Here is a 25,169-nt window from a genome sequence, read left to right on the forward strand (position 1 = left end):
GAGGAGGCGCTGGCCTGCGCTGATTTGTGGTGATTAAAAAAATACAGCCTAAAAATATGATCCTGATGTGCATAAACACGTCAGGATCTTTTTTACAGTCAGTTGCGCATGGCGGCAAAGGCCCACCACCATGCAGCAGCGCAGATCAGGGCCGTGAGTGCCCCCGCCGTCCACTGGTTCAACCTCCTACGGCAGTTTCGCACCTGCCATGCTTCAAACGCTCCCAGTGCCAGTCCACAGCCAAGCCCGGCCAGATGTGCCGCATAGTCGGTATTCTCGCCTTCAGTGCCGAGCATGGCCAGCAAGGCGGCTGCGGCAGCCACAGGCAGCATGGTTTTGCGTTTGCCTTGTTGCTGGCAGGCCATGTAGCCGGAAATAGCCCCAATGCTGGCAAACAGTGCCGTGGAAAATCCCATGCTCAAAACCGGGCGGGGCCGCAACAGCACGGTCAGGGCATTGCCCAGCGCGCCTCCCAGCAGGGTGAGCCACAAGGCTCTGCCAACGCCTGTCATACGGGCCAGCAGGGTCATAAATATAGCCCCGAAGGCTATGTTTCCGCAAAGATGGGTAAGGCTGGCATGGAGGGTAAGCGCGGTGAAGCTTCTGTACCATTCATTGAAAATGCGAACCCGCACTGCGTCAAGAATGCCCGCGCTGCTCCACATATCTGGCGGTGGCAGGACTGCGGGGGCAGGCCACCAGCCCATGCGCCAGCCGTGCCAGAGAATGAGCGGCAGCAGCGCCAGCATTGCCATGTAGGCATGGGGAAAAACTTGCAGCGGCGGAGGCTGGGCGGCAGGCGCTGCGCTTTCGCGCACAAAGTCTCCCAGCTCCCTGAGTGCAATATTTTCAAACAGCGCGGGCACATAAATGTATTCCCTGCCGTTCATCTGCACAGTCTGGTGAGGGATATTGCAGGCATTGAGCACAAGCAGCCATTCACGAAAGCGTGCATAGCCCGTGGTGCCTTGCAAGCTGGCAACCGGGCGCCAGTCGAGAGGCAGGCTGCTGGGCCTGCGGCGGGCGCGCCAGTAACGCGAAAAGGCAAAAATTCTCGGTGGAATTGTACGCATAAGCAAAAAAGCCCCGGCAGAAACCTGTCGGGGCTGAAAGCTGCAAAAGAAGGTCAGTTAGGCCTGCTTACGCACCGTGGGCTTAACAACAACGCCAGAGCGCAGGCAACGGGTGCAGACGGAAAGAGTCCGCACGCTGCCGTCGGGGAACTGGTGACGCACGCGCTGCAAATTGGGATTGAAGCGACGCTTGGTCTTAATGTTGGAGTGGCTCACAAGATTGCCGACCTGGGGCTTTTTGCCGCAAAAGATGCATTCCTTGCTCATACATTCCTCCGTATATGCAAAAAAATAGTTCAATTCAAATGCGGCAAGAACAAAGCCCGCGCCGAAAAAAATGACAGCGTTGCATATGGGCATAACCGCGCGAAAAGGTCATATAGCTCATGCAGCATGGAAAGGCAAGAAATTTTCTCAAAAAAAGGCGGTTGCGGTTCAAGTGCCGGGCAGCCAGCCAGACATCGAGCCGGACAGACCTTAACACTCTGGAACAACAGAATTTTTCAAGAAAAACTGCAGGGGCTGGTTACTGTGCTACTCGGAAGTAATCCCGGTGCGTACGCGCCCAGTCAGACGCATCAAGCTCCCGGGGCTTTTTTACTTCGTCCTTGTGACCAATGGCCACGAGGCAAAGTACGCCATAATGATCGGGAATGCCAAGTGTTTTTCTTACTTCCGCCTCGGCGGAAGCGGCGCCGTTGGTGCGCAGACGCATTTGCACCCATGTGGAGCCGAGGCCCAGGCGTTCCACTTCCAGTTGCACCAGAATGGCAACAATGGAGGCATTTTCAACCCATACGTCCGCTTTGTCGGTATCGGCCACCACGGCCAGCACCAGGGGGGCTGTGAGCAGGGGCATGGTGCCGGAATCGCGGCAGTCTGCCAGCGCAGCAATAACAGCCTTGTCGCGCACGGCCACCAGTTCCACCGGGCGGGTATCCTTGGATGAAGGGGCCAAAAGCCCGGCCATAAGCAGTTTTTCCAGGTGCTCATCACTGACGGCTTCATCTGTGAATTTGCGTATACTGCGGCGGTTGCTCAACAGTTCCAGCATGGCTTTATCCTTTGTGGCATGTGCGGCATGGCACCGCTGGCTGAAAAAAACAAATGGAGGGGGGCGCACGTCTTCAATGAAAAAGGGGGCCATCTGGCCCCCTGTAGCGTTACATTCTTACTGAAACCGGCTGCTTGCCCTGTTCGCCCCCAGCGCCGATGGAAGGAGCTTTGGAGGTCGCCAGTATGTAAATTTCGTGCGGGTCAAGAATCAGGATGACCGAGCCATCGCCCATGATGGTTGCGCCCGAAATCCCCTTGAGGTCGCCAAGGTATGCGCCCAGGGGTTTGATAACAATTTCCTGCCGTTCCAGGAGCCGATCGACCACGAGACCCAGACGCCGGTCGTTGTCGTGGATGACAACCACGGAAAGCACATCTGGCAGAGGATCAGTGCGGGGCAGCCCCAGCATTTCTGAAAGCTCCACAACACCAAGTACCTCGCCGCGCAGGGTTACGGCCTTGCGTCCCTTCACATCTGTGAGGCGTTCGGCTTCAATCTTGGTGGTTTCAGAGACGGCATCAAGGGGAATGGCGTACATCTGCCCGGAAACATTGACCATAAGCGCGTCAATGATAGCCAGGGTCAGGGGCAGGCTCAAGGTGAAGCGAGTGCCCTTGCCCACCTCTGAATACGTGCTGACGCTGCCCTTGAGGTTCTTGATGTTGGTGCGCACCACGTCCATACCCACGCCGCGGCCTGAAATATCAGTGATTTTTTCAGCCGAGGAGAAACCGGGGGCAAAGATGAGTTCCAGCGATTCGCGGTCATCAAGCTGTGCGGCTTCTTCAGGTGTGATGACGCCCTTGCGGATGGCAACTTCGCGCATTTTTGCGGGGTCAATGCCCTTGCCATCATCTTCAATTTCAATGGCAACAGAGTTGCCCTTGTGGAAGGCGCGCAGTACAACCTTGCCCTTGGCGGGCTTGCCCGCAGCGAGGCGCTGGTCTTCAGGTTCAATACCGTGGTCAACAGAATTACGGATAAGGTGGACAAGCGGATCGCCGATGACCTCAACAACGCTCTTGTCCAGTTCAGTTTCTTCACCTTCCATGACCAGATCCACTTCCTTGCCGCTTTTGCGCGAAAGGTCGCGCACCAGCCGGGGGAAGCGGGAAAAGACCGAAGAAACCGGAACCATGCGCACCTTCATGATGGTGTCTTGCAGATCGTCAGAAATGCGCGCCATGGCGTAGGTGGTTTCAGAAAGGCTCTGGGCGACCTGAGAAATATCCACGTCATGCCCGGTGTCTTCGAGCGAACGGGCGATGAGGGTGTACCTGTTACGGTTGATGATGAGTTCGCCAATGAGATTCATCAGGTGATCAAGGCGTTCATGGTCAACACGGATAGTGGAAGAACCCTTGTGGTTCTCGGCAGCCGGAGCCGCGGCTTGTGCCGCAGGCTTTGCCGCAGCCGGAGCCGCCGGTTTTGCAGGTGTAGCAGGCTTGGCTGCTGGTGCCACCGGTTTTGCGGGCGCAGCGGGCTTTGCAGCAGCCGGAGCGGCTGGCTTGGCGGGCGCAGCGGGCTTGGCAGCAGCCGGAGCAGCCTGTTCTTTTTCGATCTTGGGTTCGATCTTGGGTTCGACCTTGGTTTCGGCTGCAGGTGCAGCAGGCTTTTCGTCCGCCGGGGTCGAGGCCGGGCTGGGAGCCGCAGCAGGCGCAGCTGCCGGGGTGGCGGCCTTGGCAGGGCCGTCCAGCGCAAGCTGAACCATATCTTTGATGATGGAAACTTCCTGATCCAGCAGGTCAACCATCAATTCAAAATCAATACCGCTGATGCGCCCCTGATCCACTATGCCAGCCGTGCGCTCGGCGTAAACCTTGATGTCTTCAAATTCCATGAAAGCGCAGGCGTTCTTGACCGCAATCAGGCAGCGGTACAGGGCATCAATGGAATCTTTGTGGCTGCCGTCTTTCTTGAGAGTTTCCAGCGCAGCATGAATAATTTCAAACTGCTGACGCACCGTGACGCGAAAGGCCTCGGTATCATCGTTTTCAGCGCCAACGGCAAAAAATGTCGGTGTGACCACTTCAACCGGAGCGTGGGGTTCTGCGGCGGCAGGGGCTTCCTTCTCGCTGGCCTCTTGCGCTGCGTCCTGGCTCTCTGCGGCTTCGTGATGGTCGCCGTTGCCGTTTTGGCTGGCCTGGGCGTCAAGAAGTTCCTGCGGCAGCGAAATGGGGCCGCCTGTCTGGGCTTCCTGAAGCTGCTTGACCACGGGAGAAATGTTGAAAGGAGTGGCTGAACCCGCTTCAATATTGATGCGCTGCACCAGAGCTTCCAGCACGTCAACCACAAGAAGCAGAAGGTCGATCAGCTCATGGGTGGGCGTGATCTTGCCCTGGCGGACATTGTTGAGCAGGGTTTCTGCTTCGTGCGTGAGCGAATTCAGTTCGCTGTAGCCGATAATGCCGCTGTTGCCCTTCATGTTGTGGAAGAAACGGAAAATATCGTTGACCAGTTCATCACGGCCAACGGGATTTTCTTCCAGATCCAGGAGGGAACTTGTGAGGTTTTCGATGGTGTCGTTGGACTCATCGATAAAATCTTTCAGGTGCCCTTCGCCAAAGGCGGTGAGGGTATACGTGGGCAGATCGGGCAGCGTCTGCACCCAATCCTTGCCAGACATGGCCGTAAACTCTGCTTCGTCTCCGGCTGTGGCGGCTGGGGTGTCGTGGCTGCTTTCGCTGTGCGTTTCCGTAGCTTCATCCACCGTGGACAGTTCATCACCCATGGCAGGTTCTTCAACAACAGAGGCAGGTTCGACAATCTCTTCTTTTGGTTGGGGCGTTGTTTCGCCGGCCATGATGGCTTCGATCTGAGCCATGATGTGCCCAATCTCCACTTCGCCTTCAGCGTTGGTGGATTCAAGATTGTCGATCATCTGGCGCAGGGCATCGGTGGATGCCAGAATGACATCCATGATTTCCGAGGTGACAACCATTGTGCCCTTGCGCAGTTCGTCCAGAATATTCTCAGACTTGTGCGCAAGCTGATTGATGCGGTTCAGCCCCAGAAAACCCGATGCTCCCTTGAGGGAGTGCATGGGCCGAAAGATATCATTCAGCAGAGCAAGATTGTCCGGCGCCTTCTCAAGCTCAAGAAGGTTAGGCTCGATAGTTTCGAGATGTTCTTTGGCTTCCGCGATAAAATCGGCGAAAAGTTCCGGATCAAAAAATTCCTGGCTCATAACCTGTACCTTTATATGGCTGAAAGCACACTAATGTCCGAATTGGACACATACTGTCTTTCTTATCGGCTATCCCAGAAGCATCTTTATATTACGAACCATTTTTTCAGGCTGAGCCGGTTTTACCATATACAGGTTGGCGCCGAGGCTCATGCCGGTCTGGATGTCCTTCTCCTGCCCTTCGGTTGAAAGGACAATAATAGGAATATCCTTATAGGCATCCTGAGCGCGAATAGTTTTGATAAACGTGAAGCCGTCCATGCGGGGCATGTTCACGTCCGAAACAATCAGGTCGACCGGCTCAAGGCTGTAAAGCTTTTCAATAGCATCAAGGCCGTCCTCGGCGGTGCTGACCTTGAAGCCTTCGCCCTTGAGAACAAAGGCTACTAGGTTACGGATAGTCTTGGAGTCGTCTACGACCATAATATGTTTTTTCATAGGTGATCCTGTCCGTCTGTTGTTGGCTGCCGTACAAATTTCACCGAACTCTAGAGATTATTCAGACTATTGGCAAGTCAGACCGTACGCAGTTTCAGCTAGGCAGGCGATCAGACTTCAATAAGTTTTTCGACAATCAGTTCCGGGTCGATAATACCGTGGAGGCGCTCCTTGATATTGGCGAGGCCGCACAGAAAATCTGCCCCTTCGCCAAGTTGCGCCTCAATGTTCCAGCTGATGCTGTCTTTTGAAACCATGTACATGGTATGTATTTTGTCGATAATAAGGCCAAGCTGCATATCTTCTGTGCCACAAACGATGATAAAGCTCTTTTCGGTATAGCGCTTTGTCTGGTCTGTGGTCAGCAATGCATCCAGGTGCAGCAGTGGCGTAACCTTGCCGCGCAAGTTGACAACACCAGCAATAAAGGGGGGCGCCATGGGCAGCCGGGTCAGCGGCATGTAGCGCAGCACCTCGACAATTACCGGCACTGGCAGCAAAAAAACCTGTTCGCGCACATAGAACGAAACCATCTGTACCTGTTCTTCTGCCGCAAGCCGTGTGCGCAAGGAAGGCCGGGCTGCTTCTGCCTCTGCATGTCCGCCATGACGGGAATGGCGCGTATGGTCTTTTGATTCTCCAGCTGCGCCAGCCATCACCTGTTCCGGCTCAAGCACCGGCATGGTCTGCAACGCATCGCTGCCCAGATATTTTTGCACAAAGGCCTGTTCCGCAACGCTCAGCTTTGCGTCTGCCGTCTGCGGCACGGCCAGGCACTGGTCTGCAAAGTACTCTTCGGGCGTTTTTACCATAGCTTTACCACTTCTTCTGCAAGCGAATTATACCCGAGCGCACCCTTTGAGCGGGCGTCGATATCATAAATGGTGCACCCTTGGGCGCTGGCCTCGCGAAAGTGCGTGTCCACCCCAATGACCGTTGAGAACATGGATTGCCCCATTTTGCGCCGCATCAGTTCAAGTACACGTGTGCAGGCTTTTGCTCTCCTGTCGTACATGGTGGGCACCGCCCGGTAGCGTACGGACCTGCCCAGAGCCTTGTTCAACGTGTGCAGCGTGTCAAACAGCAGCTTGAGCCCGTGCAAGGCAAGAAAATCTGTCTGGATCGGAATTATCAGCAGGTCTGCGGCAACCAGCGCATTGACCAGCAGAATGCCCACATGGGGCGGACAATCCAGAATTATGTAATCGTATTCATCGCGCACATGCGTGAGGCTGCGGAGGAGCACACTTCCCTTGGCCTGACGCTCGCGAAAGTCAACTTCAAGCTCTGAAAGCCGTATACTGCCCGGCGCCACGTCCATTCCCGGCAGCGCCTGCACATGGATAAGGTCGGGCCAGATCACGGGCCAGGCATCTTCCTGCGCAAGAAAAAGATCATGCAGGCTGCAAGTGATGCCTTCGGGGTATATTCTCGCATGCAGCGTGGCGCAGGCGTGGGGATCAAGATCAAGAACAAGAACTTTTTTCCCCATGCGGGCAAGCGCGCTACTCAGCGAAATGGATGTCGTGGTTTTGCCGACGCCCCCTTTTTGATTGGCAATAGCCAGAATTTTTGCACACATGGTATCAGTATCAGCTCATTTTTCTGTAAACAATGGTTCCCTTGTGGTGTTCAAGCTGGAACGCGCGGCTGATGTTGTGCAGGGATTCGGAATGCCCGATAAGCAAAGCGCCGTTGATTTCAAGGTTGTCGTAAAAGGCGTTGATAACCTTGCGCTTCATTTCATCGTCAAAGTAGATGATAACGTTGCGGCAGAAAACAATCTGCGATTTTTCAATACGTTTGAGCTGTTCCCTCTCGTTGAGGTTAATGGGCCCAAAGGAAATGAGCGACTTCAGTTCCGGCTTGACCCTGTATTGCGTGTCTTCCTTGATAAAGTAAGCGTCCACAATTTCCTTGGGGGTCGTGCGCAGGGCATAATCGTTGTAAACTCCCCGGCGGGCAGCTGCCAATACGGCCTCGGAAAGGTCGTTGGCTGTGATCTTGATGTCCCAGCTGGAAAGTTCGCTTTTCAGAACCTCACACAATATGATGGCAAGCGTGTAGGGTTCTTCGCCCGTGGAACAGCCAGCCGACCAGATGCGCAGCTTTTTGCGCCCAGCCTTGCGGCACTGGTCAAGAATGTCGGGCAGCACACTTTTTTGAAACACTTCAAGCTGCGGCGGATTGCGGAAAAAGCTTGTTTCGTTGGTTGTCACCACTTCAAAAAGCTTGGTGAGTTCTGTGCGGCGGCTGCCGTCAAAACGCAGAAAGTTGTAATAGTCGCTGTAACTTTTAAGGTTCAGCTCCTTGATGCGATTTGAAAGCCGGTTCTCAACAAGGTACTTTCTGTTTTCAGCAATGAAAATACCGCACTGCTGATAGATGAAATCTCGCAGTTGCAGAAATTCTTCGTCCGATATCTGCAAATCCTTGCGAAAGGGCGAGGCTGCACGGGTGTTGTCTGCCGCTTGCGTGGGCGAGCGAAAAGCCGCAGCAGGCGTGAGCGGCGGGCGCATTGCGCTGGTCGCGGGTGCACTTTGCGCGGACCGTGTGGCGCCAAAGCCGCCCGCAGCAGGCGCGGGGCTTGCTGTGCGCGGCGGCAGGGCAGACCCCAACGGCGGCCTTGCTGTTTGCCCCAGGCCTGACTGGCCTAGCCCTGATTGCCCAAGACCAGTTTGCCCGAGAGGAGGCCGAGTTGTCGCTCCAGACAGCCCGGATGCGGTCTGACCAAGGCCGGATTGTCCAAGGCCGGATTGTCCCAGGGGCGGGCGTGTTGCCGCAGGCGCAGTTGGGCTGGTGGCACCGCCTGCTGGCGGTGTGCCCCCCAAGCCTGTGCCAGCGCCTGCACCCGCAGGTGTGCGGAATGCAGAACCTGTCAGGCCTGTGCCTTGCGCCGGGCTTGCAGGGGCAGGAACTGTTGTTCTGAATGGCGAGGCCGGGGCGGGCGCAACGGGTTTGGCAGCCGGAGCGGCAGGCGCTGCCCCGGGCGTTGGCGTCACGCCAAACCGTGGACGTTGCTCTGCGGGAGTAGCCGCGCCGCCAGCAGATGAGCCGTTGCCGCTATTCTGGGCAGAGCCGAGCGGGCTTTTGGGAAATAACGTAGGGGGCTGAGACATACCTACTCCTGTTCGGCCTGGATCGTTGCCACCGCTTCTTCTGCTGCATGCTGGATATCTGGGTCTTCATGGTTCATCAAACCCAGCAGCACGCTAAAGGCCACATTGCCGCCGATTTTACCGAGAGCCTCAATAATTTTGAGGGCCACCATGGGGCTTGAATTCTCAAGCATTTGCGCCAGTTGCGGAACGGCAGTGGCAACTTTGTGCATGCCCAGCGCATCAACAGCGCGTATGCGAACCCATTCGTTTTCGTCATCAAGCCCATTGAGAATGTAGGGCAGCACAGTTGGGGAAGCGATTTGCCCAAGCAGGTCAATCACTGCAAGACGAACATCCTTGTCTTCATCTGAAAGGCGGGGTAGCAGCAGGGGCAGATATCCCTCGGCCTGTTCGCCAAGACTCTGGAAGGATTCCACCGCCACCTGCCGTATGCGGGGCGATTCATCGTCAAGCGCTGCCGTTATTTCAGACAGATTTTCCACAATGCCGTAACGGCCAAGGGCATACACGGCCATCATGCGCTGCAGGGGGTCTTCGCTCTTGGCGCGCTCCTTGAAACGTTCGTTCAGCTTGGCGCTGTGCAGATTGATGCAGGCTTCCAGCGCCATTTCCTTAACGTCCACATAGCGGTGATCCAGCTGGGCGAAGACAAGGTCTTCCACGTCAGGGCAGGTGGGCTGGTTGCCAAAGAAGACCAGTGCGCTCTTAAGAACCTCAGCGTCTTCTGAATCATTCATGATTGTTACAAAGAATGGGGAGTCGGCGCAATCGCCAAGCTGAGCCAGTTCCGCTGCCGCCATGCGCTGCAGTTCCGGGCTGGCATCCCAGAAAACATTCTTGAGATCAGGCACGCAACGGCGGTCTGCCATAAGATGACAGGCCTCCATTGCCAGCAGGGTGCGCGATTCATCAACGCTGTTCAGGGCATCGCGCACGGAGTCATTGTAGCCGATGGCGGCTATGGCCTTGATGGCGGCTTCATAGAGTTCATCCTGGCGTTCCCTGTCGAGGGTGGCGGCCATGTTGATGATGTCTTCGGTGCACGCGTCCGAGCCGATGGCGCTCAAGCCTTGCAGCGCGGCCAGCAGGACGTCTTCATCGTTGTCTGTAAGGGCGTCGAGCAGGTAGGAACGCAGCCTTTCCTGCGATTTGCCAGCCAGCAGCGACAAGCCGCGCCCGTTGAGAATCTGTACGATAGCTTTGACAATCTTGTGTCGCAGAGCTTCGCGAACATTTTCAAGCGAACTGAAGAGCAGGGGAATGGACTTTACATCGCCCATATCGCCAAGGGCGTCCACAATAGCCGAACTCACAAGGGACGAGGCCTGGGAAAGCAGTTTCACAAGAGCGCTGGCGGCGGAGTAGTCCTTGATTTTCGCAAGGGCTTCCACCACGGCAAACTGCACCCATTCCTCATCGTGCATGGCCTGGCACAGGGGGGTGACGGCTTCGGGAAAAGCCAGTGTGCCAAGGCTCACAGCAGCCTGATAACGCACGTTCACTTCCGGGTCTTTGAGCAGGGCGCGGCAGAGCAGCAGGCAGGACTGATGCGTACGGCAGTATCCCAGAATATCTGTGATAAATATCCGCAAGTCCACATCGTCGTGCTGCAGGTAGGGCTGAATGCTCTCAATGCTGTCCGAGCCGATTTCGCGCAGAATGTCCATGGCCACGTTGCGCACGGGGGCTTCGTCGCTGCTCAGGAGCGGCAGCAGAGCTACAACCACCTGGGGCCCGCGAATTTTGCGCAGTGCGTATTCCGCTGCTTCCTGTACGCCCACACTTGGGCTTTTGATGTGTTCGCAGAGCATGGGAACGGCATCCTGGAGGCCCTGATCGCCAGCGCTGAATGCCGCGTCGCGAATCGCGTCATTTTCGCCCGACTTCAGGGCTTCAAGAATTGCTTTGTGCTGTGGATTTTCCATGTTCATAGTCATGTCCTGCTACGGTGGGGTCAGCCTCTGACCGTTGTTATGATGGCGTTGGCAATATCGTCCACATCAAGAATGAGGTTGGCGAGCTTGTTGTCTACAATCGCCTTGGGCATACCGTAAACGACACAGGATGCCTCATTTTGCGCTATAAGGCAGCCGCCCTTCTCTTTAAGAACCTTGGCTCCTTCGCATCCGTCTGAACCCATTCCGGTGAGAATTGCGCCAAGCGTGCGTCTTCCCATTGCTTTGCCCGCAGTTTCAAAAAGCACGTTTGCCGAAGGTTTGTAAAGGGCATCGCGTGGTTCTTCTGCAACAAAGATTTCTGGCAACGGGCCGCGCATGCGAATGCCCAGGTGTTTGCCGCCAGGGCAGACATACGCATGGCCGGTTTTGAACTTGTCACCATCCTGGGCTTCGGTAACGCTGATCTTGCAAACACTGTCGAGACGCTTGGCAAACGGATTTGTAAAAGCCGCTGGCATATGCTGCGCAATAAGTATGCAGGCCGGAAGATCCGCAGGCAGTGCCGAAAGAATCTTTTGCACCACTGGCGGCCCACCGGTGGATACGCCGATTACAACCAGATCGCGCGGCCCGGTGCAGGGCGTTTGCACATAATCCGCAGGTTGCGAAGGTTGAGGGCGTGGAACCGGAGCCTGAATCTGGTTGATGCGTCTGTACTTGAGTTTGATGATGGTTTTACGCCGTGCGATGGCCCGCACCTTGCGCTGCAGTTCCGCCCCAAAACACTCCCGGTCGCAGCTCATGGTTTTAGGAATAAAATCAAGAGCGCCGTACTCTAACGCCTTTAGTGTGCTTTCTGCGCCGCTCTGTGTGAGAGAGCTGACCATCAGCACGGGAATCGGAGTTTTTTTCATCAACTGTTGCAAAACTCCAAGGCCATCAAGCCTTGGGAGGTCAACATCAAGCGTCATTACGTCCGGATCGAGTTCTTCGGCTTTTTCCAGGGCCTCCTGACCGTTGCGGGCTGTGCCCACAACCTTGATTTCAGAATCCTGCTCCAGAAGTGAAGTAATGGTGTTGCGCATAAAGGTTGAATCATCAACCACGAGGACACTGATCATAGGATAAGCTCACTCCAAAAAATTCTCTCTCTATCTAGTTTTTGTATGCTACGTCAGGCATTATTTTTTTACAAATAAAAAATTACTTGCCAAACTACTCAGTCTCGCTTATGTTCCCTCTCTCAACGGGATGTGGCTCAGCTTGGCTAGAGCGCAGCGTTCGGGACGCTGAGGCCGCGCGTTCAAATCGCGCCATCCCGACCAGCAAAATCAAGGGTTTACGGTAACCACCGTAAGCCCTTTTTTTGTTTTTCCCTTCTTTATTTCCATCGCGCGGCTCTATGCTTTTAAATTTTGAAGAATCTTTTCTGGTTAGTTGCCGACAGTGTCCGGTTTTATCTGTCGCCGTTTGATGGCTGGCAGTCGTCGGCAAGGTGTCCGCAATGGCTTAATCCTATGCCCACAATGTCCAGATTGATCTTGCTAAACCAATAAACACCATGGCGTGATGGCAAGAACAAGCTGTACCCGGTAGCTCTGGCCAATTTAACATGGCAAGCTGCTTTGTTTTTTAATGCATGTACCCATAAAAATAGTGTATAAAACGCGATAAAAAGATCTGTTGAAATTACAAGCCATTAAATCGTCTGAATAGTAATATGTGTCTATACGATTTATGTAAAAAATTTGTCAATTTATGAGATAGTATTTTTAGCAAATATTGAGAAAAATTATTTATTTTTTTGATGTTATGCATGTTGAAAAATAAAGTATAAATAATAATTTCTTGTGTAACTGCCAGAAATAGTAGTTTTCAAAAAAAGCATGAACACATGTTGGTGAAAATAAGGCATACCAAAATAAGTTAAGAATAAGTTTAACTCGCTCATTATATATTGCACCGACAGCAGTCAGACAATATAGATGTTTTGGCTGTCTAATATGAACGTGTATGTAACCAGCTATTCCTGTACTTAATATTTTTGCAGCCAATTCGAGCGGTAAGAGAAAAGAACTCGTCGAATTTTTGATGATCAGGGTCTCTTGAAAATATAATGTGACGAATCTGCCGTAAAGGTAAGAAATAGACTGCTGAATCGGTAGGCTGGAATCCACATGGGCTGGTAGCGTAGTGATGGCGTGAACGTTGGTTCACGCGGTCTGTCGGCAACCTCCTGATCTGTGATTATTCCAGTTTAGGGTTCAGGAGTCAGGTATTCCGCCATTTTTGCCCGGGTGGCGGGATACCTTTTTATGGCGTAGTTAATCAATTCAAATTGTCATATGGGCCAGCAGTAAGGGAATGCTCCCTGTCATCTCCAGATAATCCTGAACCATAGTATTCTGTTATCATTTGAAATGGCGAAACCCCGTTTCTTAGGGGATGCTCATCACATCCCCTAAGAAACGGGGTTTCTTCTATTTTGGGGCAACCGAGGTTAGGCCTGCGGATGCTTGGTCTCGTTGCTCTAGAGGCGCGCTGACGCGCCATGCACCTAGCTCAGTGAGGCAAGGCGCTTGATGGCTTCTTCCGTATCAGCAGGGGAGCCGAAGGCCGTCAGGCGCACATAGCCTTCGCCGGAAGCGCCAAAGCCAGCGCCGGGCGTGCACACAAGAGCCGTGTTGTTCAGCACGTGGTCAAAGAATCCCCAGGAGGTCATACCGTCAGGCACGCTCACCCAGATGTAGGGAGCATTGACGCCGCCGTAGACTGAAAGGCCCATGCCGGTTACTGCGTTGCGCAGGCTTTCTGCATTGCGCTGGTAGCCGTGGATAACGTCCATGACCTGCGCCCGGCCTTCCGGGCTGTAGGTGGCGGCAGCGGCCCGCTGCACAATGTAGGGGCAGCCGTTGTACTTGGTGCACTGGCGGCGGTTCCAGAGGCCGTTGAGCGCAACCTTGCCGCCCTTGGCATCGCTGACCTGGAGCGCCTTGGGCACAACAGTGTAGGCGCAACGCAGGCCGGTGAAGCCAGCGGTTTTGGAGAAGCTGCGGAATTCCACGGCCACTTCCTGCGCGCCCTCAAGCTCGTAAATGCTGTGGGGAACAGAACTGTCGGTGATATACGCCTCGTAAGCGGAGTCATACAGAATGACGCAGCCTTCGCGGCGGGCATAATCCACCCAGCCTTGAAGCGCCTGACGCGAAAGCACGGTGCCCGTGGGGTTGTTGGGGTAGCACAGATAGATGATGTCGGGCCGGGTTTTGGGAAAGTCCGGCACAAAGTCATTTTCCTTGAGGCAGGGCAGGTACACGAGCCTGTCCCACTGCTTGCCGTCAAATTCGCCGGAACGGCCCGCCATGGCATTGGAATCCACATAGACGGGGTAGACTGGGTCAGTCACTGCCACAATGCTGTCAGCGGCAAAAAGCTCCTGAAAATTACCCACGTCCGACTTGGCGCCGTCGCTCACGAACACTTCGTCGGGGCTCAGATCAACACCGCGCGCCTTGTAGTCGTGTTCCGCGATGATTTCGCGCAAAAAGGCATAGCCCTGTTCCGGGCCGTACCCGTGAAACGTGGCGGCATCGCCCATATCGTCCGCAGCCTTGTGCAGCGCCGCAACAACGGCAGGAACAAGGGGACGGGTCACATCGCCAATGCCCAGGCTGATGACGCGCTTTTCGGGGTTGGCTTCCTTGAAGGAGGCGACCTTGCGGGCTATTTCCGCAAAAAGATAGTTGCTTTGCAGCTTGAGAAAATTGCTGTTTACGCTGGTCATCACATTCCTCTGAATCAGATGTGGTATATGCCGGTGAAGACGGTGACGGCTCCGCCGGTCATGTAGACATGGTTGGAAATTTCGTCCCAATGGATGTGCAGGGTGCCGCCTTTGAGTTCCACGTCAAGCTCACGCCCGGTAAGGTTGTTGAGCACGCAGGCAACCGCAACGGCGCATGCGCCGGTGCCGCAGGCAAGGGTTTCGCCCGCGCCGCGTTCCCACACGCGCATTCTCACCTTGGTGGAAGAGATCACTTCCACAAATTCGGTGTTGGTGCGCTGCGGAAACAGCCTGTGGTGCTCAAAACTGGGGCCGATCTTGGGCAGATCAAGGTCGTCTATGCCTTTCATGAACACAACCGCATGCGGATTGCCCATGGAAACAGCGGTAATATCGTAGCCTGCGCCGTCAACCTCGACCGGGCGGGCCACAAAACGCTGGGCGCTTGTGTCGCCCTCGACCAGCACGGGAATATTGGCCGGGGTCAGCACTGGTTCGCCCATATCAACCGTAGCTCCGCAGACCTCGCCGCCTTCAAACAGCAGGCGGACGATTTTTTCCCCGGCGCGGGTTTCAACGCGGATAACATCCTTGGAAAGAATGCCGTGGTCGTGAACATATTTGCCCACGCAGCGGATGGCATTGCCGCACATTTCAGCCTCGGAACCATCAGAATTGAACATGCGCATGCGCACGTCTGAAGTGCCGGAAGGCAGAATCAGTACAAGACCGTCAGACCCGACACCGAAATGGCGGTCGCTGATCTGTCGGGCAAGGTCGTTGGGGTTCTCGACACGTTCTTCAAAGCCATTCACATAGACATAATCGTTGCCGATGCCCTGCATTTTTGTAAAGCGCAGTGTTGCAGCCATATATACTCCTTATCATACGGGGGGCCGAAACAGGCTGCCCATAATTATCTTGGCAGTATCACAAATAAGTATTTATTCTGATTCAAGGCAAAAGTAAACACAGTGCGGCGCGCCTGCCGTGAATCCAACGTGCGGCGGCGGTTTAAGGCCGCAAAAAAAGCGGAGAGCCGCCAGACTCTCCGCTTGATGACCACTGGCCTTCGCCGTCCGTTGCGGCGAACGGCGAGGCCTGTGGCTCCCTGCGGCAGAACCGCAGGGGCCGGAGGCAAGGGGACCATCTTCCCCCCCGGGATGAGACCCCCTGCCCCCAACTATTTCTTAACGACCTAGTGAGCCCAGAGCAGTTCTGCGTACTTGGGCAGAACCCACAGGTTGTCATCAACCATGCGCTCAAGAGCGTCGGCATGGGTGCGGCATTCGGTCATGGCGGGCAGGATGCCGTCACGAGCGGCCTTGGCCTGTTCCAGCGCGCCTTCGGTGCACTGGGCTTTTTCCACGGCCTTTTCCAGCACCGCCACACCCTTCTGGAGTGCAACAATGTGGCCGCGCAGTGCGTTAAAGTATTCCTCTTCGCTTGCAGCGCCCTTGTCGCCAAGCACGGCACGGGTTTTAACCACCGCATCGGCGGCCCTGGTCTGGGCTTCCATGCTGGGCGGCAGCACGGAAGAGCGGATCATGTCGGCCAACAGATTGCCTTCAATGCACACGGTCTTGCTGTAGTTTTCCAGCAGGATGTCCTGACGGGAGAGAATTTCACGCTCGGTCAGGATGCCGTGACGCAGGAAGACGTTCATGACGTCGGGATCGCTGTAGTGCTCAAGAGCGGTAACGGTGTTGTTGTAGTTGGGCAAGCCGCGGCGGGCGGCTTCTTCAGCCCAGGATTCAGCGTAACCATTGCCGTTAAAGACGATGGGCATGTGTTCCTTGAACAGGCGGGGCAGCAGAGACTGCAGGGCCGTGTTCAGATCAGTGCCGCCAGCAACCGAAGCTTCAAGTTCGGTGGCAATGTCGTCCAGGGCGCTGGCAACAGCCGCGTTCAGGGCGATATTGACCGGAGCCACGGACTGCGAGGAGCCCACGGCGCGGAATTCAAACTTGTTGCCGGTGAAGGCAAAGGGGCTTGTGCGGTTACGGTCGGAAAGATCCACGGGCAGCGGAGGCAGGGTGGAAACGCCCACTTCCATGACCGCGCTCTTCTTGTTCTTGGAACCCTTGCCGTTGATGATGGTGTCAAGCACGTCGGTAAGCTGTTCGCCAAGGTAGACGGACAGGATGGCCGGCGGGGCTTCGTTGGCGCCAAGGCGGTGGTCGTTGCCAGCGCCCACGGTGCCGAGGCGCAGGGCCGCGCTGTGCATGTGCACGGCGCGCAGCACGGCGGCCAGGAAGACCAGGAACTGGGCGTTGTCCACCGGCGTGGAGCCGGGGTTGAGCAGGTTGGAGCCATCAGAATCGCTGATGGACCAGTTGTTGTGCTTGCCGCTGCCGTTCACGCCCGCAAAGGGCTTTTCGTGCACCAGGCACACAAAACCGTGCTTGCCAGCCATGTGACGCATCATGTTCATGCAGAGCATGTTGTGGTCGCAGGCGATGTTGGCTTCTTCGTATACCGGGGCGATTTCAAACTGACCGGGGGCCACTTCGTTGTGGCGGGTCTTGGCCGGAATGCCCAGCGAACGCAGCTCGTTTTCCAGATCCTGCATGAAGCTCATCACGCGGGGAGGAATGGAGCCGAAGTAGTGGTCTTCCATTTCCTGACCCTTGGGCGAAGTCGCACCAATCAGGGTGCGGCCAGCAAGCAGAAGGTCAGGTCGCAGGGCGGCCAGATTTTTGTCCACCAGGAAGTATTCCTGCTCGGGGCCAACGTTGGCGCGCACATAGCTGGCCGTGGTGTTGCCGAAGAGCTTGAGAATACGCATGGCCTGACGCGACAGGGCCGATATGGAGCGAATGAGCGGGATCTTGCGGTCAAGAGCTTCGCCCGAGTATGAGTAAAAGTACGTCGGAATGTGCAGGGTGGCCCCGTAAGGAGCGGGGATGATGAACACCGGCACGGAGGGATCCCACGCGGTATAGCCGCGGGCTTCAAACGTGGAGCGGATGCCGCCGGAAGGGAAGGAGGAGGCGTCCGGCTCACCGCTGATCAGCATCTTGCCAGAGAATTCGCTGATAACCTGACCATCAATGGTGGGCGACAGAAAGGCGTCATGCTTTTCGGCAGTGAGGCCGGTCATGGGATGGAACCAGTGCGTGTAGTGCGTGGCGCCGTTTTCGATGGCCCAGTCCTTCATGGCATTGGCGACAACATCAGCGATTTCGGGATTCAGGCGTTCACCATCGCGGATGGTCTTGGCCAGCTTCTTGAACACATCCTTGGGAAGGCGCTTGCGCATGGTGGCTAGACCAAACACGTAGCGGCCAAAGATGTCTTCCGCGCTGCGGCCTATTTCATCAGCGCTGGTGGGGATGACCGGTGCAGTGTTCACTGCTTTGAACAAAGCTTTTTTGCGGGGGGAACTCATACCCTCGTCTCCTTTCTCAAGTTGTTGCTAGTATCAGGCACAGCCCGATTAAAGGGCCTCATCGCCGCGCTCACCAGTGCGGATGCGGATGGCATCCATCACATCACTGATGAAAATCTTTCCGTCGCCAACCTGTCCTGTGCGGGAGATGGACACCACAGCATTCAGAACAGTTTCCAGCATGTCGTCGTGCAGCACGACCTCGACCTTGATCTTGGGCAGGCAGTCCACCTGCATGGTGGTGCCGCGATACACTTCAGTGTGCCCACGCTGGCGACCAAAGCCCTTGATTTCAACGTAGTTCAAGCCGTGGATGCCCATGTCGGTAAGCGCGTCCTTAACCTTGTCAAACATGCTGGGCCGGATGATGATTTCAAGCTTTTTCATAGGTCGTTCCTTTGCTGTTTCCCGTTGGACTACAGGGAGTAGCCGCGTTCGTTGTGCTCGCTCAAATCGAGACCGGTGAATTCCTCTTCAGGCGTAACTCGCAGGCCGACAACCGCGTCAACCACATAGAGGATTATCCGGGAAACTATGTAGCAATAACCCCAGGTAGCCACAATGGACACGATCTGGATCCAGGCCTGTTCAGGATTACCGTAGAACAGACCGTCTGAGTTGTTAATGGCCGCGCAGGCGAACAGGCCGGTGGCAAGCGCACCCCAGGTGCCGCCAACGCCATGAATGCCGACCACGTCAAGGGCGTCGTCGTAACCGAACTTATTCTTCAGGAGCACGCCGCCGTAGCAGATGATGCCGCCAACAAAACCGATCAGCATGGCGGGCAGCACTTCCACAAAGCCCGCGCCGGGGGTGATGGCCACAAGGCCCGCCAGTGCGCCGGAGATAGCGCCAAGGCTTGTGGGCTTGCCGGTACGAATCCATTCAACGAGCATCCAGCCAAGAATACCGCAGGCAGAAGCCATGTGGGTGGTTACAAGGGCCTGACCAGCAAGGGGACCGGAAGCCAGGGCGCTGCCAGCATTGAAGCCGAACCAGCCGAACCAGAGCAGGCCGCCGCCAAGCAGGGTAAGGGGCAGGTTGTTAGGCGTTGCATGCGAGCTGCCAGTGGAAAGCCGCGGTCCAAGGGCCTGGGCACAGGCAAGAGCCGCCGCGCCGGAAGACATGTGCACAACTGCGCCGCCAGCAAAGTCCAGAGCGCCCATCTTGCTCATCCAGCCGCCGCCCCAGACCCAGTGGGCCATGGGCGAGTAGACGAAGAGCAACCACAAGCCGGAGAAAACAAGCATGGCAGAGAAGCGGATGCGCTCAGCGTAGGCACCGGAAATAAGGGCCACGGTAAGAGCAGCAAACATGCACTGATACCCCATGAAAACCGTGTGGGGCAGCTGGGTGGCGGCAGGAGCCGACTCGCCGCCCACACCTTTGAGGAAGAGGTAGGAAAGATCGCCGATTATGCCGCCCACATCTTCGCCAAAGGCCAGAGTGTAACCCACAACGGCCCATAATACAGAGATGAGAGCCAGCGCGCCGTAGCTGTGCATGTGGGTAGAAAGGATATTGCGGGAGCGAACCAGGCCACCGTAGAAGAGGGCCAGCGCCGGGGTCATCAGCATGACCATGGAGGCGCAGATCAGAATAAATGCAGTATCCGAGGCGTTCATACGGGCATCCTTCAGCGTAGTTCGGACCGGCGAGGGAGGCAGGGTACCGCACAGTGCGGCAGGCTGGTTTCCGTCGTTCCGTTCCGCGTTTAATAGAACCTCATCCTCGTGGGCTGGCGCCATGCCCACACTGCGACACGATGCCGCAGCAATACCCTGCTTACGCATGAAGTGTGCCAAATGTGTTTCACTGTGGGGGAAAAAGATGTAACAAGCTGATTTTATGTATATTTTTATTTTTAAGGGCAGACAGGAAGAATTGCAGGGGGTTGGCGTCTGTGGAATATTTCTACGTTGATGTAGAAAAAAAGAGGCCCCCCGGAGCGCTGTTTCTTGGCGCATGGGGAGCTTCTTTAATAGTTGTGTTATTTAAGTATTTTATATGAAAAAATCAAAAAATTTCAAAAATGTAGAAATTATTGGTACATCTTTGTAATGAGCGAAGAATTATTAAATAACATACTAGAATTTATTATAAAAAATTCGTATTTGGAGCAAATTCTGGCCTTTTTTCAAAATACCGTTTTGTAGAAACTGTATATCTACTCGGTTTCGTCCTTACGGTACACGGGGCGAAAAGCCTTGTAGGTTATGCCGTACTTTTTCATGCGCAGAGCCATGATCCTTTCCGTCAATCCAAGGCTTGCTGCGGCCTTGCCCATCTGGCCCTGGCTGAACTCAAGCGCTTCGGTGATTGATGCGCGTTCCAGTTCGTCCAGCTGTTCCTGCAAACTGCCGGAAAGCCCCTGCCGGATCAGCCCGGGCGTGAGGCCGGAACTGGCGGCGGCGCGGCTGCCGTGCAGGGCAGGGGGCAAGTGCTGGGGCAGAACAAGGCCTTCGCGGCCCAGCAGCAGCACGGCGCGCTCCATGACGTTTTCAAGTTCGCGGATATTGCCCGGCCAGGTATAGCGTTGCAGCATATCCATAACAGAAAGGGAGAGGCGCACATTATTGCGCCCGTTGGCCAGTGCGTATTTTTTGATAAAGTGGTTTGCCAGCGGCAGAATGTCCTCTGGCCGGAAACTCAGGGGCGGCAGGAAAATGGGGAAGACGTTGAGGCGGTAGAACAGATCGCGGCGGAAGGTTTCTTCCTCAACCATTTTTTCCAGATCGCGGTTGGTGGCGGTGATAAAGCGCACATCAACATAATGCGTTTCCATGCCGCCAAGGCGCTCAAAGGCCCTTTCCTGCAGCACGCGCAGCAATTTTGCCTGGGTCATGAGCGAAAGCTCGCCCACTTCGTCCAAAAACAGCGTGCCGCCGTTGGCAAGCTCAAAGCGCCCCTTGCGTGTGGCGTTTGCGCCGGTAAAGGCTCCGCGTTCATGGCCGAACAGTTCGCTTTCAATGAGGTTTTCTGGCAGTGCGGCGCAGTTGAGCGAAATAAAGGGCTTGTTGGCGCGTGTGCTGCCCGAATGGATGGAGCGCGCAGCAAGTTCTTTGCCCGTGCCGGATTCGCCCTGTAGAAAAACTGTGGTGCCGGACGGGGCAACCTGAGCAATCTGCGCGTAGACCTTTTGCATCACTTCTGAATTGCCCACAAAGCCGCGCGGCCTCAGGGGCGAGGAAGCTTCTTCATCCATGCGCCCCTGCGATTCGAGGGCGGCATGCCCAAGCAGGGTTGATATAATGGTGAGCAGGCGCATTTCGTCTTCAAGCGTGGCATCGTCCACGAGCAGATGGTCAACCGACAGCGCGCCCACAACCTGGTCGTTAAGGCAGATAGGCACGCAGATGAAGGAAATGCCCTCCTTGCCCAGATCACGAGAGCGGGTGCGGTTCAGAAAAAGGGGCTCTTCAGATACATTAGATATGTACATGGAGCGCCCGGTTTCGATCACGCGCCCGGTGATGCCCTCGCCGCGCACGTAGCGGCCCCGGCGGGCCTCGGCGGGTTTGAGGCCGTAGGCAGCCTCGATGCGGATTTCGCCGCTGTTGGGCGAAATAAGCGTGATCGCGCCGCGCATCATGTGCAGATGCTCTGCCATGAGCTGGAGCGCCTTGTTCAGGGCAACCCCCACATCCGTGGCGGAGTTGACCACATTGGAAAGATCCAACAAAAGGCGCAGCTGCTCTTCGCGGTGGCTGTCTGCGTTGGCGGGAGAGCGCGACACGGTGCCGGGACGGGGAGATGTATTGCTGGATTTTTGCATGCCGTGCTTATACCTCAGGCCGGGGCAAACATGCAATCCGTCAGGGGGTTACTAGCCGCAAGAAAGGGCTGCCAGGGGGGGGAGGGCACTTGCGCGGGTTGGGGGCTGGGCCAGATTAGGTTGCAGTGGGTAGTGGGAGAACGGACTTTGCGGGGGAAGGGGATAGCGGCCTAACTGATTTAGCGGCTCGACAGGATTAGGAAACCCCAGCTCTTGATCTGACCATCGCGAAGCTCCTGACCGCTGAATTTTATGCCAATTTTAAAAAGTCGCTTGACACCTGCCCCCTATTGCCGTAGATACACCCTTCACAGCGCGTCCCCATCGTCTAGCCGGCCCAGGACAACGGCCTTTCACGCCGTCGACAGGGGTTCAAATCCCCTTGGGGACGCCAATTAAGAAAGCAAGCTCTTACGAGAAATCGTAGGAGCTTTTTCGTTGTTGGGAAGGATTTGCGGCTCTACACCAATGGCGGGGGCAAGCCACTATAATGGTTCCACGCTGACGCACAGCGATGCGCAATTGGAGAAAAAATATTTAAAACGGGCAGCAAAAGCTGTACGTGTCCTTTTGATATATGAAATCCCTTTTTGGTGTTTAAATTCTTATAGCATGCTGTTATCTAATCTTATTATTGATTGGCAGCTTTCTCCACCAATGTATAACTCGTGCTGCGTCCGCCGCTCTCGCCTTGCCGCAAAATGTCTTATCCGATCAATTCCCGAATATCCCGCAAGGCGGAATCAGGTGAACATTTTGCGAGTTTGGCGTATTTGCCGCTGGTCAGTTTTCCCTTGAATCTGGTTAACAGGCGGTTGATGATAGCTCGCTGGCGTTTGCGCCCAGCATCATTTCAACAACGGCTTCCGCGTTTCTGCTCAGGGCATCAGGCCCGCCGATGTCAATTCCAAGCCTTCGAGCCAGTGAAGAGCGCACCGGAGCCACGTCAAGAGATTCCCCTTCAATTACGCTCGACTTCACCGCATCCGGGGGCAAAATCTCCAAGCCAGCCTCAAGCGCGAGGAGAAGCCAAGGGCTTGCATCCGCCTTTGGAGCAGACCCTGCTTGTGGCGCATGGCGGCAAGCTGTTCCGCCAGCTTTGCAATGGCCCACTGGAATGATGGTCAGTCCGGCCGCCTTTCGTGAATATAGCGCAGAACCACCGCATTTCTTCGGCATATATTCACCGCAAAAATTGCGGTGAATATATGCCGTAAGCGCCGCATTTTTGTTGCGGGGGCATCAAAATGCATGACGACTTTGATAATGCGTCCGCCATGCCATCTGTCCGTTAAAGGTCGGCCAAGGGAGCACTGCATCCTCTTAGGATAAGCATTACTCTCAGAGCTGTGGGCAACAGTTCATTGGCTGGCGGACACAGAAAAAATTCCGTGAGAAAAATCTGACCTGTATCTAGCGGGAAGAAGTGAAACCACTTCTAGAGCCGTCGGCCCTGCAAAAATCTGATTACGATAACGACAACCGCAATGACCAAAAGTATGTGGATAAAGCCACCCAATGAATAGGATGTAATTATTCCCAACAACCACAATATGACAAGGACAACAGCAATCATTTCAAGCATATGCACCTCTGCGTTTGATGTTAATTGCTTCATGGGCAGAATCGTCATTACAAACCAGATACGCGTGTGCGGTAGAGCACATACATTACCAACTTATTATTGTACCTTTAAAACGATTGCTCGAACAAAATATGAAATATATAATATTTTATCATAACTTTTGAGGATACCAAGATGCTTAAAGATCCTGCCCCAGACCAAAACCGCCTTCTTGCAGTATTACCCACCCATATTTATGACATGTTGCTCCCTCAGCTGGAGTTGGTGTCAATGCCGCTTGGCAAAGTTTTATACGAATCCGGCGATGTCATGCGCCATGTCTATTTTCCAATAGACTGCATTATCTCGCTATTATATGTGATGGAAAACGGCGCTTCAGCGGAAATTTCCGTAGTTGGCAATGAAGGCGTCATTGGCATCTCACTGTTCATGGGAGGGGAAAGTACCTCCAGCAGAGCTTTGGTACAAAGTGCTGGCCAGGCATATCGCCTGAGCGACAAGCATTTTAAAGATGCTGTTAGCTGTCACGTTGAAATGCTACAACTGATGCTGCGTTATGTTCAGGCATTAATTACGCAGATGGCGCAGACAGCCGTATGCAACCGGCATCATTCCATAGATCAGCAGCTCTGCCGTTGGCTTTTGCTCTCACTTGATCGCCTGCCGAGCAATCAGTTGAGCATGACGCAGGAGCTGATCGCCAACATGCTGGGGGTTCGCCGCGAGGGAGTTACCGAAGCCGCAGGCAAGTTGCAGCGACTGGGGGTCATTGAATACCGCCGGGGGCAGATTACAGTGCTGGACCGCCCAAAGCTTGAAGAGCTGTGTTGTGAATGCTACGCGGTTGTCAAAGCAGAAACCGACCGCCTATTGCCTTTTCCACCAAAAGCCCCTGGTAAAACCTAGAAGAATCAGAAACTGCTGAGTGCAAAGCAACATATATCTCCCCTCCACCACAAGCGGTTTGACAGGCCCTTCATAACCTGCCTGCCAAACTGCTTATGTGTCCAAGGGGTGTGCTTAACGGTTTTTGTTGTCCTGCGAATTACCGTATAGTCCCCCTGCCAAGCCACCCAGGGCTCCGCCAACCGCGGCTCCGACAGCCCAGTTTCCTCCCGTCAGCGCGCCTATGCCAGCTCCTGCGCCAGCGCCCAGTGCTGCGCCCGACAGGCCGCCTTGTTGGGTTTTACTCATATTTGTGCACGCCACGGGACCAGCAAACAGAAGAAAAATTGCAATGGTTGGGGCAAGTAGTTGTTTCATCATGATTCTCCATAGCTAATTAATATGCAGGCTGAGTTTTTTGTTTCTTGTGGCTTCCCATGGTTTGCTCAAGCCTCGTGGAAGTGTCACTTCCAGAACCAGGCATTGAAGCTTTAAGCTTGGGCTGCACCAACTCGCTCCACAACACATCAAGAACAAGCCTGTCCTGCTTGCTGGGATTATTCATGCTGTAGCTGTTAACGGCACTGCGAAGCTGTTTGAGGCTCATACCGTCCAGCCCGGTGCACCAGCTGCCGATCATGCTCTGCCGCAACGGCAGAATGCCTTTTTGACCCTGCCATTCCTTTTCGAGCTCAAACACGCTCACGATGCCTGCAAGAAAAGCGTATTGCTCAAGCTCTGATGAAGAATCCCACATCTTCAAGGTAATAACAGGCGCACTGCCCTGTTTTTCAGTGTTCGCTGCATGTGCATTGCCAGGAAAGGCCCATATAACCATTATGACGACCATTGCTGCCACACAAAACATAAACCAGTACGTCATTTTGACCATTGTAATTTCCTTATTGATATCATGCATCATGCTCTCCTTATTCATATCGACCATTGCCATGTTGGCGAATATCAATTCATAC

At 54.9% G+C, this 25,169-nt stretch carries 21 protein-coding genes and 2 tRNA genes; 3 read left to right on the forward strand and 20 right to left on the reverse strand.

Annotation, left to right across the window (positions count from 1 at the left end):
• Positions 1-98 precede the first annotated feature (98 nt).
• From ACUZ9P_RS10960 to ACUZ9P_RS11005, 10 genes are all read right to left on the reverse strand, one after another.
• On the reverse strand, positions 99-1,073 hold the full coding sequence (locus ACUZ9P_RS10960; protein ID WP_449249738.1) for a rhomboid family intramembrane serine protease: 975 nt from the start codon (positions 1,071-1,073) through the stop codon (positions 99-101).
• A 57-nt stretch (positions 1,074-1,130) separates the two neighbouring features.
• Positions 1,131-1,340: a 50S ribosomal protein L28 gene (gene rpmB / locus ACUZ9P_RS10965; RefSeq protein WP_027180796.1), complete on the reverse strand. Its 210-nt coding sequence runs from the start codon at positions 1,338-1,340 to the stop codon at positions 1,131-1,133.
• A 259-nt stretch (positions 1,341-1,599) separates the two neighbouring features.
• A complete protein-coding gene (locus tag ACUZ9P_RS10970; RefSeq protein ID WP_449249739.1) occupies positions 1,600-2,127 on the reverse strand; it encodes a nitroreductase family protein in 528 nt (175 codons plus the stop codon).
• Positions 2,128-2,236: 109 nt separating this feature from the next.
• Positions 2,237-5,317, reverse strand: a complete 3,081-nt coding sequence (locus ACUZ9P_RS10975; RefSeq protein WP_449249740.1) for an Hpt domain-containing protein — start codon at positions 5,315-5,317, stop codon at positions 2,237-2,239.
• A 69-nt stretch (positions 5,318-5,386) separates the two neighbouring features.
• Entirely contained in the window at positions 5,387-5,755 is a 369-nt protein-coding gene (locus tag ACUZ9P_RS10980; RefSeq protein ID WP_022658680.1) for a response regulator, read from the reverse strand.
• Between the two features lie 110 nt (positions 5,756-5,865).
• Complete coding sequence (locus tag ACUZ9P_RS10985; protein WP_449249741.1) at positions 5,866-6,567, reverse strand: chemotaxis protein CheW; 702 nt, start codon at positions 6,565-6,567, stop codon at positions 5,866-5,868.
• Positions 6,561-7,337, reverse strand: coding sequence for a ParA family protein (locus ACUZ9P_RS10990; protein ID WP_449249743.1), 777 nt, complete (start codon positions 7,335-7,337; stop codon positions 6,561-6,563). Before ACUZ9P_RS10990 ends, ACUZ9P_RS10985 begins: the two co-directional genes overlap by 7 nt.
• Positions 7,338-7,347: 10 nt before the next feature.
• Positions 7,348-8,184, reverse strand: coding sequence for a CheR family methyltransferase (locus ACUZ9P_RS10995; protein WP_298997542.1), 837 nt, complete (start codon positions 8,182-8,184; stop codon positions 7,348-7,350).
• A 692-nt stretch (positions 8,185-8,876) separates the two neighbouring features.
• Positions 8,877-10,808 (reverse strand): HEAT repeat domain-containing protein, encoded by a 1,932-nt coding sequence (locus tag ACUZ9P_RS11000; protein WP_449249744.1) that lies wholly within the window; start codon positions 10,806-10,808, stop codon positions 8,877-8,879.
• A gap of 23 nt (positions 10,809-10,831) precedes the next feature.
• The gene (locus ACUZ9P_RS11005; protein ID WP_449249745.1) at positions 10,832-11,896 is read right to left on the reverse strand and encodes a protein-glutamate methylesterase/protein-glutamine glutaminase; all 1,065 of its coding nucleotides are present in this window, start codon (positions 11,894-11,896) and stop codon (positions 10,832-10,834) included.
• Positions 11,897-12,022: 126 nt separating this feature from the next.
• On the opposite strand from ACUZ9P_RS11005, the gene ACUZ9P_RS11010 reads away from it, so the two are divergent.
• A tRNA-Pro gene (locus ACUZ9P_RS11010) sits at positions 12,023-12,100 on the forward strand.
• 1,232 nt (positions 12,101-13,332) lie between these two features.
• On the opposite strand, the gene ACUZ9P_RS11015 is transcribed toward ACUZ9P_RS11010, so the two are convergent.
• From ACUZ9P_RS11015 to ACUZ9P_RS11040, 6 genes are all read right to left on the reverse strand, one after another.
• Positions 13,333-14,559 (reverse strand): LL-diaminopimelate aminotransferase, encoded by a 1,227-nt coding sequence (locus tag ACUZ9P_RS11015; RefSeq protein WP_449249746.1) that lies wholly within the window; start codon positions 14,557-14,559, stop codon positions 13,333-13,335.
• 14 nt (positions 14,560-14,573) lie between these two features.
• Positions 14,574-15,431: a diaminopimelate epimerase gene (gene dapF / locus ACUZ9P_RS11020; protein ID WP_298997257.1), complete on the reverse strand. Its 858-nt coding sequence runs from the start codon at positions 15,429-15,431 to the stop codon at positions 14,574-14,576.
• 326 nt (positions 15,432-15,757) lie between these two features.
• The gene (locus tag ACUZ9P_RS11025; protein ID WP_449249747.1) at positions 15,758-17,950 is read right to left on the reverse strand and encodes a glutamine synthetase III family protein; all 2,193 of its coding nucleotides are present in this window, start codon (positions 17,948-17,950) and stop codon (positions 15,758-15,760) included.
• 48 nt (positions 17,951-17,998) lie between these two features.
• On the reverse strand, positions 17,999-18,337 hold the full coding sequence (locus ACUZ9P_RS11030) for a P-II family nitrogen regulator (RefSeq protein WP_022658689.1): 339 nt from the start codon (positions 18,335-18,337) through the stop codon (positions 17,999-18,001).
• A 29-nt stretch (positions 18,338-18,366) separates the two neighbouring features.
• Complete coding sequence (locus tag ACUZ9P_RS11035) at positions 18,367-19,575, reverse strand: ammonium transporter (RefSeq protein ID WP_449249748.1); 1,209 nt, start codon at positions 19,573-19,575, stop codon at positions 18,367-18,369.
• A 542-nt stretch (positions 19,576-20,117) separates the two neighbouring features.
• Positions 20,118-21,725: a sigma-54 interaction domain-containing protein gene (locus tag ACUZ9P_RS11040; RefSeq protein ID WP_298997265.1), complete on the reverse strand. Its 1,608-nt coding sequence runs from the start codon at positions 21,723-21,725 to the stop codon at positions 20,118-20,120.
• Positions 21,726-22,042: 317 nt separating this feature from the next.
• Between ACUZ9P_RS11040 and ACUZ9P_RS11045 the strand changes: the two genes are divergently transcribed.
• Positions 22,043-22,119 (forward strand) — tRNA-Glu (locus ACUZ9P_RS11045).
• A gap of 410 nt (positions 22,120-22,529) precedes the next feature.
• On the opposite strand, the gene ACUZ9P_RS11050 is transcribed toward ACUZ9P_RS11045, so the two are convergent.
• Both ACUZ9P_RS11050 and ACUZ9P_RS11055 read right to left on the reverse strand, forming a co-directional pair.
• Positions 22,530-22,730 (reverse strand): DUF4172 domain-containing protein, encoded by a 201-nt coding sequence (locus ACUZ9P_RS11050; protein ID WP_297892204.1) that lies wholly within the window; start codon positions 22,728-22,730, stop codon positions 22,530-22,532.
• Between the two features lie 433 nt (positions 22,731-23,163).
• Entirely contained in the window at positions 23,164-23,358 is a 195-nt protein-coding gene (locus ACUZ9P_RS11055) for a lmo0937 family membrane protein (RefSeq protein WP_367274818.1), read from the reverse strand.
• Between the two features lie 126 nt (positions 23,359-23,484).
• On the opposite strand from ACUZ9P_RS11055, the gene ACUZ9P_RS11060 reads away from it, so the two are divergent.
• Entirely contained in the window at positions 23,485-24,216 is a 732-nt protein-coding gene (locus tag ACUZ9P_RS11060) for a Crp/Fnr family transcriptional regulator (RefSeq protein ID WP_297892209.1), read from the forward strand.
• A gap of 114 nt (positions 24,217-24,330) precedes the next feature.
• Here the strand turns inward: ACUZ9P_RS11060 and ACUZ9P_RS11065 are convergent, their stop codons facing one another.
• Together ACUZ9P_RS11065 and ACUZ9P_RS11070 are read right to left on the reverse strand one after the other, a co-directional pair.
• Positions 24,331-24,573 carry a glycine zipper domain-containing protein gene (locus ACUZ9P_RS11065; RefSeq protein ID WP_297892211.1) on the reverse strand — a complete coding sequence of 81 codons (243 nt, stop codon included), beginning with the start codon at positions 24,571-24,573 and terminating at the stop codon, positions 24,331-24,333.
• 19 nt (positions 24,574-24,592) lie between these two features.
• The gene (locus tag ACUZ9P_RS11070; protein WP_449249749.1) at positions 24,593-25,114 is read right to left on the reverse strand and encodes a hypothetical protein; all 522 of its coding nucleotides are present in this window, start codon (positions 25,112-25,114) and stop codon (positions 24,593-24,595) included.
• Between the last annotated feature and the right edge of the window lie 55 nt (positions 25,115-25,169).

The organism is Desulfovibrio intestinivivus, assembly GCF_053570665.1.

Excerpts from the sequence above, each read along its gene's own strand:
- ACUZ9P_RS10960 (WP_449249738.1), bottom strand. The coding sequence starts at position 1,073 with ATGCGTACAATTCCACCGAGAATTTTTGCCTTTTCGCGTTACTGGCGC.
- rpmB (WP_027180796.1), bottom strand. The coding sequence starts at position 1,340 with ATGAGCAAGGAATGCATCTTTTGCGGCAAAAAGCCCCAGGTCGGCAAT.
- ACUZ9P_RS10970 (WP_449249739.1), bottom strand. The coding sequence starts at position 2,127 with ATGCTGGAACTGTTGAGCAACCGCCGCAGTATACGCAAATTCACAGAT.
- ACUZ9P_RS10975 (WP_449249740.1), bottom strand. The coding sequence starts at position 5,317 with ATGAGCCAGGAATTTTTTGATCCGGAACTTTTCGCCGATTTTATCGCG.
- ACUZ9P_RS10980 (WP_022658680.1), bottom strand. The coding sequence starts at position 5,755 with ATGAAAAAACATATTATGGTCGTAGACGACTCCAAGACTATCCGTAAC.
- ACUZ9P_RS10985 (WP_449249741.1), bottom strand. The coding sequence starts at position 6,567 with ATGGTAAAAACGCCCGAAGAGTACTTTGCAGACCAGTGCCTGGCCGTG.
- ACUZ9P_RS10990 (WP_449249743.1), bottom strand. The coding sequence starts at position 7,337 with ATGTGTGCAAAAATTCTGGCTATTGCCAATCAAAAAGGGGGCGTCGGC.
- ACUZ9P_RS11000 (WP_449249744.1), bottom strand. The coding sequence starts at position 10,808 with ATGAACATGGAAAATCCACAGCACAAAGCAATTCTTGAAGCCCTGAAG.
- ACUZ9P_RS11005 (WP_449249745.1), bottom strand. The coding sequence starts at position 11,896 with ATGATCAGTGTCCTCGTGGTTGATGATTCAACCTTTATGCGCAACACC.
- ACUZ9P_RS11015 (WP_449249746.1), bottom strand. The coding sequence starts at position 14,559 with ATGACCAGCGTAAACAGCAATTTTCTCAAGCTGCAAAGCAACTATCTT.
- dapF (WP_298997257.1), bottom strand. The coding sequence starts at position 15,431 with ATGGCTGCAACACTGCGCTTTACAAAAATGCAGGGCATCGGCAACGAT.
- ACUZ9P_RS11025 (WP_449249747.1), bottom strand. The coding sequence starts at position 17,950 with ATGAGTTCCCCCCGCAAAAAAGCTTTGTTCAAAGCAGTGAACACTGCA.
- ACUZ9P_RS11030 (WP_022658689.1), bottom strand. The coding sequence starts at position 18,337 with ATGAAAAAGCTTGAAATCATCATCCGGCCCAGCATGTTTGACAAGGTT.
- ACUZ9P_RS11035 (WP_449249748.1), bottom strand. The coding sequence starts at position 19,575 with ATGAACGCCTCGGATACTGCATTTATTCTGATCTGCGCCTCCATGGTC.
- ACUZ9P_RS11040 (WP_298997265.1), bottom strand. The coding sequence starts at position 21,725 with ATGCAAAAATCCAGCAATACATCTCCCCGTCCCGGCACCGTGTCGCGC.
- ACUZ9P_RS11055 (WP_367274818.1), bottom strand. The coding sequence starts at position 23,358 with ATGACGATTCTGCCCATGAAGCAATTAACATCAAACGCAGAGGTGCAT.
- ACUZ9P_RS11060 (WP_297892209.1), top strand. The coding sequence starts at position 23,485 with ATGCTTAAAGATCCTGCCCCAGACCAAAACCGCCTTCTTGCAGTATTA.
- ACUZ9P_RS11065 (WP_297892211.1), bottom strand. The coding sequence starts at position 24,573 with ATGAAACAACTACTTGCCCCAACCATTGCAATTTTTCTTCTGTTTGCT.
- ACUZ9P_RS11070 (WP_449249749.1), bottom strand. The coding sequence starts at position 25,114 with ATGCATGATATCAATAAGGAAATTACAATGGTCAAAATGACGTACTGG.